This is a genomic window from Actinoallomurus acanthiterrae, assembly GCF_054775715.1.
In genome coordinates, this window is the sequence record NZ_BAAHCO010000001.1 from 11,863,616 (window position 1) to 11,877,418 (window position 13,803).

General features: G+C 67.0%; 12 protein-coding genes. 2 read left to right on the forward strand and 10 right to left on the reverse strand.

The annotated features are described in order from the left end of the window. Window positions 1-30: 30 nt before the first annotated feature. From ACYVF7_RS55835 to ACYVF7_RS55870, 8 genes are all read right to left on the reverse strand, one after another. Window positions 31-843, reverse strand: coding sequence for an ABC transporter permease (locus tag ACYVF7_RS55835; protein WP_460356213.1), 813 nt, complete (start codon window positions 841-843; stop codon window positions 31-33). Further along, window positions 840-1,607: an ABC transporter permease gene (locus tag ACYVF7_RS55840; protein WP_460356216.1), complete on the reverse strand. Its 768-nt coding sequence runs from the start codon at window positions 1,605-1,607 to the stop codon at window positions 840-842. The genes ACYVF7_RS55835 and ACYVF7_RS55840 overlap by 4 nt, the downstream gene beginning before the upstream one ends. After that, window positions 1,604-2,572 (reverse strand): ABC transporter ATP-binding protein, encoded by a 969-nt coding sequence (locus ACYVF7_RS55845; RefSeq protein ID WP_460356219.1) that lies wholly within the window; start codon window positions 2,570-2,572, stop codon window positions 1,604-1,606. Before ACYVF7_RS55845 ends, ACYVF7_RS55840 begins: the two co-directional genes overlap by 4 nt. Window positions 2,573-2,605: 33 nt before the next feature. Continuing rightward, window positions 2,606-3,796 carry a GNAT family N-acetyltransferase gene (locus ACYVF7_RS55850; RefSeq protein WP_460356221.1) on the reverse strand — a complete coding sequence of 397 codons (1,191 nt, stop codon included), beginning with the start codon at window positions 3,794-3,796 and terminating at the stop codon, window positions 2,606-2,608. Window positions 3,797-3,798: 2 nt separating this feature from the next. Continuing rightward, window positions 3,799-6,105, reverse strand: coding sequence for a lantibiotic dehydratase (locus ACYVF7_RS55855; RefSeq protein ID WP_460356224.1), 2,307 nt, complete (start codon window positions 6,103-6,105; stop codon window positions 3,799-3,801). Window positions 6,106-6,153: 48 nt separating this feature from the next. After that, complete coding sequence (locus ACYVF7_RS55860) at window positions 6,154-6,798, reverse strand: helix-turn-helix transcriptional regulator (protein WP_460356226.1); 645 nt, start codon at window positions 6,796-6,798, stop codon at window positions 6,154-6,156. Between the two features lie 297 nt (window positions 6,799-7,095). Then, the gene (locus ACYVF7_RS55865) at window positions 7,096-9,420 is read right to left on the reverse strand and encodes a lantibiotic dehydratase (protein ID WP_460356229.1); all 2,325 of its coding nucleotides are present in this window, start codon (window positions 9,418-9,420) and stop codon (window positions 7,096-7,098) included. A gap of 144 nt (window positions 9,421-9,564) precedes the next feature. Next, on the reverse strand, window positions 9,565-9,801 hold the full coding sequence (locus ACYVF7_RS55870) for a hypothetical protein (protein WP_460356231.1): 237 nt from the start codon (window positions 9,799-9,801) through the stop codon (window positions 9,565-9,567). 606 nt (window positions 9,802-10,407) lie between these two features. Between ACYVF7_RS55870 and ACYVF7_RS55875 the strand changes: the two genes are divergently transcribed. Next, window positions 10,408-11,688 (forward strand): cytochrome P450, encoded by a 1,281-nt coding sequence (locus ACYVF7_RS55875; RefSeq protein ID WP_460356234.1) that lies wholly within the window; start codon window positions 10,408-10,410, stop codon window positions 11,686-11,688. A 63-nt stretch (window positions 11,689-11,751) separates the two neighbouring features. Further along, complete coding sequence (locus tag ACYVF7_RS55880; protein WP_460356236.1) at window positions 11,752-12,180, forward strand: aldo/keto reductase; 429 nt, start codon at window positions 11,752-11,754, stop codon at window positions 12,178-12,180. A 146-nt stretch (window positions 12,181-12,326) separates the two neighbouring features. Here ACYVF7_RS55880 and ACYVF7_RS55885 read toward each other — a convergent pair whose 3' ends face one another. Together ACYVF7_RS55885 and ACYVF7_RS55890 are read right to left on the reverse strand one after the other, a co-directional pair. Continuing rightward, the gene (locus ACYVF7_RS55885; protein WP_460356239.1) at window positions 12,327-12,521 is read right to left on the reverse strand and encodes a hypothetical protein; all 195 of its coding nucleotides are present in this window, start codon (window positions 12,519-12,521) and stop codon (window positions 12,327-12,329) included. A 313-nt stretch (window positions 12,522-12,834) separates the two neighbouring features. Beyond that, a complete protein-coding gene (locus ACYVF7_RS55890; RefSeq protein WP_460356242.1) occupies window positions 12,835-13,788 on the reverse strand; it encodes a peptidase inhibitor family I36 protein in 954 nt (317 codons plus the stop codon). Window positions 13,789-13,803: the final 15 nt, after the last annotated feature.

Below are 13,803 nucleotides of genomic sequence, written 5' to 3' on the forward strand. Positions count from 1 at the left end.
GGATCGGGCGTTCGATGGCCTCGCGGGCCCTCAGCCCAGATCGAGCCGGCCCGCGTGGCGATCGCGATCGATCCAGCGGGCGAGCAGGACGTACGCGACGGCGAACCAGGCGGCGCCCGTCAGCAGTTCCAGGCCGACCTGCAGGAACACCGTGGTCCAGGAGCCTCTGGCGACGATCTCGCGCACGGCGTGCAGGCCATGTGTGATCGGCAGGCAGTCGCTCACCACCCGCACCGGCCGGGGCCAGAACGAGATGGGGACGTTGACGCCCGCGAAGACGATCACCGACAGGTAGCCGAGGCTCACCGCCCCGGTCTCGAGGAAGGAGAAGCGGTACACCATGGTCGCGACAAAACAGCCGTAGCAGTACGCGGTCATCGACACGATGACGAGCACGGGGAAGATGGCCAGCGAACTGGGCCACGGCACGGGCACCCGCAGGGTGAGGATCAACGCGAGAAAGACCAGGGTCGAACTGCATGTCGCCATGACGATGCGCATCATCGGCCGGCTGAACAGACAGAGCACGTGGTTGCCGGGAGTGCCGACGAGCAGCCCCAGCACGCCGAGATAACGTTCCGTGGCCGCCGTATTCGCGATCACGGAACCCTCCAGCGCGATGACGCCGAGCACGTTGCCGATGAGCATGAAGTCGACCAGCCGCTGTCCCTCGACGTATTTGCCGACGAGGCTGAAGAACAGAACCTGGAAGGCGAGGCGGACGACCCATCCCGTGAGCCAGACCCGCAGCTGGAACGTCTCGGCGAACTCCTCGTATCCCGACCGGGCCGACGCGGCGACGACGGCGAGCGCATTCGGATGGAAGATGCGGTGGACGCTCATGTGCTCAACCGCCCTGTGGTCCGGAGATTGCGCAGGATGCGGGCGAGCAGCAGTGCGCTGAGGGGGAACATGACGAGATCCAGCCCCAGTTCGGCGAGCAGTTGCGGGCCCGCGGACGACAGCGGCCCGGGCCTCAGGCTCCCGCGCGTGAGGTCGGCCCCCCACGACAGGTACACGCACCGCGACAGCGGCCGAAGCCAGAACGGCAAAAGGGACACCGGCGTGAAGAATCCCGCGAGGACGAACAGCGGATAGTTCATGTAATTGGGCAGCGTCGCCGCGTTGCGTGAGAGGCCGATGACCGCGGCGACGACCGCCCCGGCAGAGACGCTCCCCAGCGCGGTGGCGAAAAGCGCCGCGGCGAACCACATCGGGTGGTAAACCGTCGGGCGCGCCTGGAACACGACGATCCCGACGCCCCAGGCTTCGCCGTAGGCGAGCAGGCCGATGAGTGTCGACATCGTCAGCCGGCCCCACAGGTATCCCGAGAAGGACGCTGGTGCGGCGAGCAGCAGCTCGAGCATCCCGACGCCCTTGTCACCGGCGAGGGACATCCCGCCGAGGGTGAGCGTCACCGACCACAGACCGGACAGGGCCGGGGCGAGGAGCGCGGCGCCGACCAGGTCGTGGCGGTCGGCCACCGCGACGACCGTGAGGAACACCGCGGTGGTGAACGGGATGGCGACCAGCACGCCGACCTCGCTCGGCCGGGCCAGGAAGATGCGGAGCTGGTAGGAGAACCCGGCGAGGTAGCCGCGGATCACGCGTCCAGCATCCTTCGCTCGGTCAGGTGCAGGTACACCGACTCCAGCGGGACGGCGACCGTTCGTACCCGAACGGCGCCGTGTGCGAGCAGCGTCTCGATCACCGGCCGGATCGTGTCCGCTCCGGTCAGCCGGATATGCGCGCAACCGCCGGCGTCGCGGTTGACCTCGGCCACCCCGTTCAGCCGCGACACCGCGTCGAGCGCGGCGTCGGTCGCGTCGTCCACGTCCACCTGAAGGACCTCGGCGATCAGGGACGACAGCGCCGCCGGAGAGTCGGTGACGAGGATACGCCCGCGGTCCATGAGCGTGACGCGGTCGCAGATCTGCTCGGCCTCGGAGGTGTCGTGGGTGGTGACGACGATCGTCTTCCCCTCGGCGGACAGTTCGGCCACCAGCGCGCGGAAGTCGCGCCGCGCGGCGGGATCGACGCCGTCGGTCGGTTCGTCGAGGAAGAGCACGTCGGGATCGGGCAGCAACGCGCGAGCGAGGTGCAGCCGCTGCCGCATTCCGCGCGAGAAAGTGCGCACGGGTGAATCGGCGCGGTCCAGCAGGGCGAAACGCGCCAGCACGGCGTCGCATCGGTCCTTGACGTCGGCCCGCGGAATGCCGAGCATCGCCGCCCAGAAACGCAGGGTCTGCTGGGCGGTGAGGAAAACATGGAATCCGCGCTCGCCGCCGAGCGCGACCCCGATCCGGGCGCGGACCCGCGCCGCATCGGCGACGACGTCGTGACCGAGCACGCGCGCCGTGCCGGAGGTCGGCAACAGGGCCGTCGACAGGATTTTCACCAGCGTGGTCTTGCCGGCCCCGTTCGGCCCGAGGATGCCGTGCACCTCGCCTCGACGGACGGACAGCGAGATGCCGTCCAGCGCGACCCGTGGCGGCTTTTTCGACTCGCGCCTGCCTTGGCCGGAATAAACTCGGCGTAGGTCCCGTACCTCGATGGCGGGCGCGTCCACCATTTCTGAACCGTGCGCGAAAGCCACCCTCGCAGCCTACCGGAATTCTCCGGCCGCGGCGATTGCCGCAGCATATCCGAGCGCCTTTTCTCGCATTGCCGCGAGTTCCTCGGCGGGTGCGTATTCGCCGCAGTCGGCGGCGATAATGCGCAATACCTCGTCGGTGGCGTGGCGGACGCCGTCGGGACGCAGCACTTCCCGGCCGTTGCACACGCTCACATGCCACAGCGGCTCCAGACGGGCGCCGCGGCGGAGCTTGGCCGCGAGATTGCTCGGACCGAGGTGAACTCCGTCCAGTCCGCGCTCGTAGCACAATTCCAGCGCGTGCCGGAACATGAGGTGGAACAGGATGGGGGTGGCGGTGGTGCGGAGTCGGTCCACGAGCGCGATGTTGCGCCCCCAGAGCCGGCCGCCCCACTCGTACCAGAGGGCGAAGCCCACCGGCAGCCCGTCCTCCTCGACCACCACGAGCATCTCGAAGTCGGCGGCGTGGCGGCCCAATGCGCCGAGTTCGGCCGTCACGTCGTCCATGGTGCGTTGCGAGCCGTGGCGCGCGACCGCGTGCTTCAACAGCGGCGCGAGTGTCGCCGCCTCGTCGGCGAGACACCCGGGACGGAACCGGATGCCGGGCGCGCGGAGGGCCCGCCGGCTCTCGGCGGCGAACTTGGCCCGCCGGGACGACCCCACGGTGGCGAGGTAGTCCTCGATGCCGTCGCCCGGTGCCGGGAGGAAGCAGTCGGGCATGGCCGACAGTAGCGGCACGATTGGAGCACCGTCGCCGGCCGCACCTGCCGCCAGGAGGTCGGCCGCCGCTGACGTCAGATGCAGCGCGTACACCCAGGGCCTGCCGTGCTCGGCGGCGAGCCGGGCGGCCTCGCGGAGGACGGCCCCGGCCGCCGCCGCGTCCGGTTCGCCCGCCAACTGCGTACGGTACCCGCGGCGCTGGCCGAGGAGCAGATACGGCTCGGGCGGCCGGAACGGGTACATCACGTCCGGCCGGTACACGGTGTTCGGCTCGTGTGAGGGAAGGGCGAAGGGGACCGTGATCGCCGGGCGCCCCGCACTTCTGGCGACGAAGTGCCGTTGCGGGTCATTGCCGAGGTCAGAGCAGACGGCGAGCCATGGCGGCGACGAATAGAACCCGTTCGCAGGCCGGTCGAGCAGTCCCGCCGCGTCACCCAGGTCGGCCAGGCCGTCCGCCACCGTGATCCGATTTGCCGGCGCCATGGTCACCTTCCGATCGGATCATGCGGGCTGCCGTCCACGGCGACCAAGCGGATCTCGCTGGTGTACCGCTCTCCCGCCGCGTCGGTCAGCCAGAGTTCGTCGGCTCGCGGAAGCATCTCGCTGACGCTCACCCTGGTGCCGGGGTCACGGGCCACCGCGGCATTCAGCGACCGCCGCAACTGCTGATGCAACGGGACCGGGGGCGCGTCCGCGAGGTCGATCAGGAACGGTTTCGGCTCGCCGGCCACCCGGACGAACGCGTACCGGGGGACGCCGAGCGCGCGCAGGGTATCGACCGGGGCGGCGGCGAGTTCGGCGGCGGTGGTGCGCCAGGTCTCACGCTGCATGACGCACCGCCCGATGGTCACGCGTGGCAGATGGTCCCGGTCGGCGGGCAGGAGCGCGAACCGTTCGGCCACCGACCATGACAGGAACTCGCCGAAGAACTCGACGGCGTCGACGTCCATCCGGCCGTCCGAGGAGATGGCGCGCAGGCTGGATGTGTCGCGCCCGCCGACCCGCCGGATCACAATGTCCGCACCGGGAACGGGCGGCTCGCCGGCTGGCAGGGTGTCGGCCGGTTGCAGGCCCCAGAAGAGGTACTTGCCCGGTGGATCCAGCGTCGTCGGCGGATACGAGCGCTGGTTCACCGTGGGCCACCAGCGCGGCCAGGCGGGCAGGACGCGGCCGTCCGCGTAGTCCTCCGCCACTGCGGCCAGCAGTTCGTCGCGTACGGGCACCCCGCCGTTGAAGGTCCGGTTCTCCAGCGTGTTGATCGCGACATGCAACTCGCCCAGGACCCAGTACGGCGGACGTCCGTCGGACGGGACGGCGAGCAGGGTGTCGGGCGAGTGGTGACGGGCGGCGCTCCATCCGAAGCCGCGCGCCGGGAACGCCGACGCGACCGCGTCCTCGAGTTCGTCGGCACTCCGCTGCACCTGACGCTCCGTGGTGCCGACATCAAGCACCGCGGCCCACGATTCCCGCATGCGGCGCAGCAGGCCGCCAAGGCCGTCCTCGGCGGTGGGTTCGAGAGTCGGTCGCAGGGCCTCCAGGCAATCGAACGCCGGGAGTTCGCCGACGCCACGCCGGTCGAGTTCGCCGTCCAGGTGGCGTCGTACCTGGTCGGCCAGGCACGCGGTGAGCCATCGGACACTGTCGAGCACCAGCCGCAGCGGCCCGGCCAGTTCGTGGAACAGGTCCATTCCGATGCGGACGTCGGCGTCCCGGGTGCTGTCGGAGTAGACGATCCGCCTGCCCCGTGCGAGGGGGTCCTTCGCTACCGAGCGACGGGGCCGGCCCGCGGTGAGCTCGCCGAAGGAGGCGTCGAGATCGTCCAGCGCCGTCAGCAGCCGCGGCACGATGTCGCCGTCGCCGGAGGCGAAGCGGGGGACGGGAATCCGGTCGAGCGCGGCGCAACCGCGTTCGAGTGCGTCGAGGTCGCCGGTCATGCGCTGCCGCGCCGCGGTGTCCTCGACGCGGTCGAGGACGTCACGCACCCCGCGTTCCGGTCGATCGTCCAGGCTGGTGATAATGCCCCAGTCGAGCACGTAGTCGGCGTTCAGGCGCTCGATCCGGGCGCTGCCCTCGACCCGGTCGAGCCCGAGCCGCTCGACGAGCCGTGCCGCGGACCGCCGTCCGTCCGCTCCGGCGAACAGGGCCGCGTCGACATCGTCCAGGAGCACGGTTCCCCCCTGCCGGTGCAGAGCGTTGCCGCGCAGTACGGCACTGCGGTCGCGCGTCACCGGCAGGTGCCAGCGCAGCTCCGGGTCGCTCACCCATGTGCCGACGAGCCGCTGAATCGCCCACGGTTCGAGTCGCACGCGCAGCCGCGTGACGACCTCGGGGCCGGGACGGTACTGCAGACCGCATTCGTCGGTCGACCAGCGCGCCAGCCCGGTGGGGCCGAAGAAGCCGATCGTGTCGTTCTTCGCGGCGTAGCGCTGGAGGTAGGCGGCGAGCGTGCGGCGGTGGCTGGACTTCAGCTTCGTCGCCTGGCCATGAAGCGCTTCGGCATGCTTGCGGCCGAGCCATTTTCGCACGATGTCGGGATTCTGCCAGGTCACCGCCGCCACGAAGGCCGGTTCGCGCAGCGCGGCGAGAAGCCGGTCGTGTTGTTGCCCAGGCGGGCCGATGGTCGTGCCGCCGTCCTGTGCGGACTCCGCGCTCGCGGCTCCATCCAGGACGAGACGCGCGGGCAAACCGGCACCGCGCAGCCCCGAAAAGCCCCAGATGCTCCAGCCGTTCCCGAGCTGAAGCCGGGCCATCGACGCGCGGGTCACCGGGCGCGGATCCTCAATCGCTGTCATTGCCTCGCCTCCGGGACACGGCAGATCCCACCGACTTCTCCCATACGTTTATCCGACCCGCTCCTGGGAATTGAAATAACTCACAGCGGGCGCCGGGGTCGGGAGACAGTTGTGTTCCATCGCGGCGCGGGTGAGGTCGGCCTTGTTCCCGAGCCGCAGCTTCTTCCGGACACGTTTCACATAGGTGTCGACGGTGTGCTGGCTGATCCCGAGCATCCGGGCCACCTGACCATGCGTATGCCCCGCCGCTATATGCGCGAGAACTTCGTTCTCTCGCGCGGTCAACACCGAGGACCCCGCGAGCACCTCAGGTTTTGCCACAGGCACGGAAACCTCTTCGACCGAAACAAAATGGCCGCGCGAGGCCACTGTGAAGACAGCCGACACGAGCGTCTGCAGTGGCACGGAACAGTGCACGTAACCGAATACACCCGAGCTGAAGTAATCCTGGATCACCGCAGGCTCGGACGAACTCCCGAAAACGAGGACAGGATTAATCTCGGCTTCCTGCCGGACGAGATCTCGCGTGGCTCGTTGACCGTCCGCGACAACGACCGCGAGGTCAAAACTCATCCCCTTCGCCGGCACCCCGTTGATGGCCACTACGGCATGAAGGCCAGGCACGGAATCGAAGAACTTCGTCAATCCGAAGGCATGGAGAGGATAAGGGCTTACGACTTTGATTGCGATCATCTGAGATTCCCGATACTCGCACACCGGTCAACCCGCAACACCCTATTGGCGCCGGACCTAAATGTAGCCATCGAAGATCATCACGGCAAGCGTTCGCTCGATCAGGAGCAGACACCGGTTGCCCGAGGCATGCTTCTCAGCATACGAGAAGGCGTTTGTACCGATACAAACCGTTGACCCCGGAAAACGTCGTCACACACCTCCCCCGACCACGGCCCTCATCTCACAGAATGAGAACGAGCTATCCGCAAAAGCGGTGCATACGTAAAGTTTTTTTTACTAGCCCTGTCACCCATTTCAGGGACTTGCCGCAGGGCCGATGTCATCCTTTTCTCGTACACGGACCACCGGCATGGTCTCTTGTGTGTCCACCGCGACCACCCGGAACTCGGAGGTATACCGCCTACCTGCGGCGTCGGTGAGCCAGAGTTCGTCCGGTCCGGGCAGCATCTCGGTGAATTCGACCTGCGACGCCTGTGCGTCGCCGCCCGCCCGGACACGCCGGACGACCCGCACCAGGTTGTCCACCAAAAGCGGGGCACACAGGTCGATGTACATCGGCTTGGGCTCCGCCGCGGTCTTCACGAAGAACCTCCGCGGTATCCCCTGATTCTCGGCCCACGTCCGGAGATCCAGGTATCGAGCGTGGTCTTCGCCCGAGGGGCTCACCGGCACGTCCGCCGCCGAAAACCGCCACGACTCACGGCACAGCACCAGGTCATCGATGCGCACCCGCGGCACGTGCTGATCCGGGGGCCGCGGCCTGAAACAATTGACTACCAAAGCGGTCAGGAATTCTCCGAAGAACTCCGTCACCGGGGCTTCCCAGCCACCCTTCCGGTGCTGCCCCAGCAGAACGCCGTCGCGTTCCACAACGCTCAATTCTGCCGATGGCGTCGACGCGGCCCCCTCGGGATGACCTTGGTCGGCGCCGTAGGACCAGTAGCGGTAGAGACCCGGTGGGTCGAGCGCGGTCGGCGGATAAGTCCGCGCTGTGACCTCTGGAGCACTGTTGGGGTAGACCGGGACGATCCGGCCTAGCTTCATGTCCGCGGCCGTGGCGGCGCGCAGTTCCTCCGGTGAATCCGCCTGGGTGAGGAACACTCGGCTTTCCAGAGTGTTCAGCCCGACGTGGAGTTCACCGAGTACCCACAGCCACCCGCCGTCCGGGCGCCGGGCGAGCAGGAGGTCCGGGCTGTGGTACCGCGCAGCGGACCACCAGAGCGGAAGCGAAGGGAAGAGCGATTTGGCCAGGCGTGCGGCCGCGTCGCTGTGCACCACGGTTTCGCGTTCGCCGGAGCCGGAGAGCTCGAGGATCTCTTTCCAGCGGAGCTGGAAGTCTTCGACGATCTCCGCGGTCCAACCGCCGGCGTCGGACAGGATGTCCGCCGAGGCGAACTGCAGTGCGCCAAGTGTCACGTGATCCGACCGACGACTCAACGTAGCGAATCGTTGACGCAGTTCGCGGTGTGCAGCCGCGCCGATCTCCGCGGCGAGCCAGCGCGCGGAATCCAGGACGATGGCCAGAGGCGCGGCGAGTTGATCGCGAAGGACCGGGCCGAATTCGACGTCCAGGTCACGTCTGCAGTCCAGGTAATGCGTGGTCCGGCCGTATCTGAGGCCGGAGCTCGGGGCCACGGCCGCGGGGTTCCGCCGCGGTGGCGCACCAGTGAGTTGCGCGAGTACGTCGTCGGCAGCCGCGAGGGCCGAGGCCAGCTCGTCCGGCCCCGCCTCTGTGATCTTCCGCTTGGCCGCGTCCAGCGCGTCCAGCCCGGCGGCGAGTTCGGCACGGGCGGGGAGAGCAACCGGCAACTCACTCACGTGCCTGCGTAGATGCATTTCCGGCCGCTCATCGCAGGGGATCTGAAACCCGATCTGAACGATTCCCCTCTCACCCAGCTCGAGCAGCGCCTTCAGTGCCTCATCCCGGATGCTGCCGGGCTGTGCTCGGGACGCCTCTGCGGCCACCTCGCCGCAGCGGCGCCGTCCATCGAGCGCGGACAACAGCGCCGTGTCCAGACCGTCCAGTCGCACTGGGCCGCGTACCGCGCGGTGGAGCATGACCCCGTCGAACGAGCTCGACGGATCCAGGCGTACGGGCAGGAACTCCTGGAGATCGGGTCGGTCACGCCAGGCATCCGCGATCGCTTCCGCAGCCCAAACCTCCAGGTGAACACTCTGTCGCCGGATGCCGCCAGCACCGCGCCAGACCATATCCGCCCCGGTGGAGGTGAACCGGGCCCACCCCACCGCGCCGAAGAACCCGATGGTGTCATTTCGTGCGCAGTATCGCTGGGCATAGCGGGCGATCAGCGCTGCCCTGCGACGCCACCGCGACGGCCTCGAGCGTTCGCCCTTGCGCAGCGTGGCCACGTACTCCGCGGCCCAGTTACGCATGAGCTCCGGATTCTGCCAGGTCAGCGCGCTACGAAAGTCGTCGGACAAGAGGACGGCGTCGATGTCCCCCGCATCCGGTCCGGTGAGGGCGTCGAGCATCTCGATGGGCAGACCGGCGCTGCGTACCGCCGCGATACGCCAAAGCCACCAGTCGTGCGCCAAGGGGACCAGATGCCGCTCGGATTGCTCCGCAACGGCCCCCTCACGGCCCAGGCCGATCGTCATCTACGCACCTCCCGCGAGCGTCACCACATCATGGATGAATCTCGGGAGGCCGGACACGTCACGAATAGCCAGTACAGATCAACATGGCGTTTCGCTGAACCCTCGCCGGCGACGGCCTTCGAAAGGCCCCGTCGCCCTCCGGGATCAGGGGCTGAACGTCAGGAAAAGTGACTGGCCGGGCGGATCGATGCTCGGCCATGCCCCGGACACGTCGACCGCCCCGCCCGAGCAATCGTCGCTCTGAAAGGCCAGCACATCGAGGGTCGTGTTGCTGACCGAAGAGGAGAATGAGTCGATGCCCAGATCCCGTGCCGCCAGGCAGCGGCGCAATGGAAGGGCGACGGTGCGGCGTACGCCGCTGTAGTTCTCACCGGTCCACACACAAACCGTGGACGGGCACGACACCGTGGTCGTACGGACGCCTGCGGTCGCTGCTCCGTCCGGCGCAAGTCCGCAAATGAGTGCGGAGAGTAGAACAATCGACTTCCGCCCAGCATTCATCCAGGCCCCTTCCTCGCGGGACGCCGATACCCGCCGATGTCGTCCCGAGGTACGACCTCTTGGCAGCGCAACTCGACGGCGCACGGCGGCATGATCAAATCATCGGAACGCGTGATCCACAAGAGTCCTGCCCGCCTCTGGCGATGACGGGCCGAGGTCGGTGACCCGGCTGCGGGTGGCCGCAGTCCTGGAACGGATGTCACCCCTTGACAGCCCAGATCGCAAACCTATGATGATCATCGTTGCCCGAATAACCATAAAGACAACTGAGCGCAATAGTGCGGCCATCCAGCCTCTACAGGAGCCTTATTGGATTCGATGACAAGAGGGGGGGTGTTGGCATTGAAGCTCTACGTTAAGGCAGTGATTCGCCGCCTTGGGCGCGCGAGGGTAAGTAACGTTTACCTGCACGAGGTATGCCATTAGGCAATGAGGGCCGGGTCGGTGCTTGCAATGACCGACCCGGCCTTCGATGAGAGGTGACGGGTGCAACGAGAAGACGTTCCAGGACCCCGAGGACGGTGGCTGGTCGGCCAGGTCTCTGAATATGAAGAAAACAAACTTGAATGGCTACTGAACAACAGAGCCAGGTACGGAGATATCGTCAGACTCGCCCCTAACGCAGTCGTCGTTTTTGACGCCGCCGTAGCACTCGATGTCCTGCGCCAGACGAACGATGTGTTCTACCTGGATGACGGAGCACTCGGCGGCACTCGAGCCAAGGCAGCGCAGTTGGCGGGCCTGCCGGACTGGATGCGAAGACGAAGGCTCGCCACTCGCAGCACGGCGAAATTCACAACAACCACGCCGGCTGAACGCCTTGCCGAAATCATCAAAGCCGAACTCCAACACCACGAAGGACAGACGAAAGATCTTTTCGCCGCCAGTACAGAGGTGTGCGGAAATGCGATCGTTCGATACTGCATCGGCGGCACTGCCGGATCCGCGGAGATCACGGAAGTGACCAGTGCCTGCATGGCAGCGTTCCAGTCGACACTGGAGGGGCTACAAAGCCGTGCCCCACGGGTCAGGTGGCTTCCCCGACGAACAGCCAAACAAGCGGCGTCCGCCAATAAGACGCTAAACGACCTCATTGCGGATCAAGTGGCCCGCCGACGCGCAGAACCACCACGTGAGGTGCCGCGCGACCTTTTGGACCAGGTTCTCTTGTCGACGGACAATGATACTGATGCGATTGCCGCCCTGCGCCTGATCATTTTCACGGGCGTCGGTCCACCCGGAGCAGCAATGACGTGGACGCTGATGCGCCTCGCCGAAAATGCCGAGCTGGCCGAATCCATAGCTCGGGAAGCGCCGATCTTGGACCTGGCCAAGGCGGCGCGCTCCCAGAGCACACCATCCGTGATCAAGTTCTTTAAAGAAGTCCTGCGGATGCATCCGCCGCAGTGGATCCTGAGTCGGACCGTTACTCGTGCAGCAGAGGTCGGTCCGTACACTCTGCAAGCGGGGCAAGAGATCCTGATCTGTTCTTACCTCATCCACCGCGACGAGCGGTGGTGGAGCGATCCTGACGAATTCATACCTGATCGCTGGTCAACACCGAACCCACCTCCTGCCTATATTCCTTTTGGTCGAGGCCCTCGCACTTGCCCAGGGGCCACTCTTGCGGAAAATCTTCTTCTCACGGCCACATCGGTACTCGCCCAAAAATACACGGTACGCCTTTGTGCCGATGGGCCGGCTAATCCGAACTTCGGCGGGCTCCTTCTCCCTGCGGCCCGCCAAGGTGCATGGTCAAAAAAATAGTGTTCGTCCATACGGTGCACGACACCACCGCCATAATCGCGGCCGACACCATCCGAACCACCGGTGGGCTCGCGGATGGCCGGCGCCGGGGACACTCTCGAGGAGGCGCGCCACCGCCGCGCGATCGAGCGCAACTTCCGCGTGGTCGATGAGGCGGAAGCGATCGCGCGCGACAACGGTGCGACGATCGCGCAGGCCGCGCTCGCCTGGCTCCTCGGCGTCGAGGGCGTCGTCGCGCCGATCGTCGGCCCCCGCACCTTCACCCAACTCCAGGACCTGCTCGGAGCGGCGGACGTCACGCTAACGGAAGCGGAGCAGATGAGGCTGGCCGCGCACACGCCGCCGCCGGAGATGTACCCCTACCGAATGCTTTCGCAGCAGCTCGGCCTGGGGGAGCTCGCGCAACTGAACCGCAGCCGCTCTCAGCTGAAGCCCGGATGCACCCGTCCTGGGGCTGGGAAGTCGCAGAGCGAGAATGACCTTAGGCGGTGACCGACTCGGTGACCGCGGTGGGCGGGTCGCGTCCACGCGGGTGGTGTATGAGCCAGCCTCCGCGTGATCCCGGTTCGTGCTGGGGGCGTGGCTCGCCCTGTATCCGCACGGCCTCATCGTCGTCGCCGCGGTCGAGGCGGTGCAGCTCACCGATGTCCCGCGTCCCACCGCGCCCTATCGCAGATACGGACGTCGAGCTGGGTCTGGTTCGGGATCACCAGCGCCACGATCGCCGGGTCGGTCGGTGGCCTGCCCGGCCCGCGCCGCGGATAAGTCCACTTGCGGGCGATCAGGCGCTGGTGCCATCGCACCAGGGTGCCCGGCGTCACTAGCCGATGCATCCGTAGCCCCGTCGGCAGCGCCCGGGCCAACGCCGACAAGAACGCACGATCGGCCCATGAAATCCGAGGGCGCCCCAGACACCGCCCCGACGGCCCCCGGGCCGCCGGGGTGCCGTCATTTCCAGGCCCCTATCAGCGGTCACATCTCCCGACCGTTCGGCGAGGGCACGGTCTGACTTCAGGACTCACGATCGGTCCAGGCGCCAGGAGTGCTCACCCACCAGTGGCTACCAGGCACCGGGTCGACCGGCGTCGGGCGACCCGGTGGCTTCCATTAGGCCCCGTCGGGAGGTGCTCACCTCCATCATCTCGGTCAGGAGTTGAGGGCGATCCCCCGGTAGTAGTACTTAAGGATCCTGGAGTAGCTCCAGCCCGCTCCGGCCTTGTCGCGAGAGCCGTACTGCGACATCCAGTTCCCGTTGACCCAACCGCTGCACGCCGTCGTGGTGGAGCAGTACTGGGCCTGCAGGATCTTCCCGTTGCGGGTCATCCGGGTGCTCCACGTCGCGTCCACCGCGGCATTCGTCGACGCCTTCGCGGAGCCGGGCCTGTACACCTGGCTCGACGTGTTGTCGGTGACGTCGTAGCACTGGCCCGACGGCGTCTTGCTCGCCGAGTGCAACGCCCAGTACCAGCCGAAGCTCTTGACGGCCATCGCCCCGGCCCGGAGGGACTCCCTCGGCCAACTCGACACCCACTCGTTGGGCAGGACGTTCTTGACGTAGGTCTTGAACGCCACCCGGTCCACGCGCCCGAGGGACACCCGGTACACAAGGATCGTCGTGGGCAGTTTGCTGTTCGTACCGTCGGTCTTGCACCCGGTCGGCGGCGTGGAACTCAGGAACCGGTGCGAGGCGTTCTGGTTTTTCAGGCCGGAGTTCAGGTTGCCTTTGGCGCCCGGCTTGAAATCCTGGTACCTGCCGCCGTAATTGCTGTTGAAGTAGACCCGGACGGTCTTGCTGCTACGGTTCCAGACCGAGGCGGCGCTGTTCTTGACGCACTTGCCCTTACCGGCACCCGAGCCCTTGAAATCGAAACATGAGGGCTGCTTCGTGCCGTAGTCGGCCACCGAACCGGTGAAGTCCGACACCGAGCCCTTGTTGCCGCTATTGAAGTAGAGGCAGAACTCGCCGCTCTCACACCTGCCGTTGCGACTCGCCGCCGAGGCGGGCGATTCGCTGACGAGGACCGTCCCACTGATCGCCACCACGGCAGCGGCGGTCGTCGCGGCGAACCGCGAGAACAGCCGTCCAGCTCGTATCGACACTGTTGTCCTTCTCTT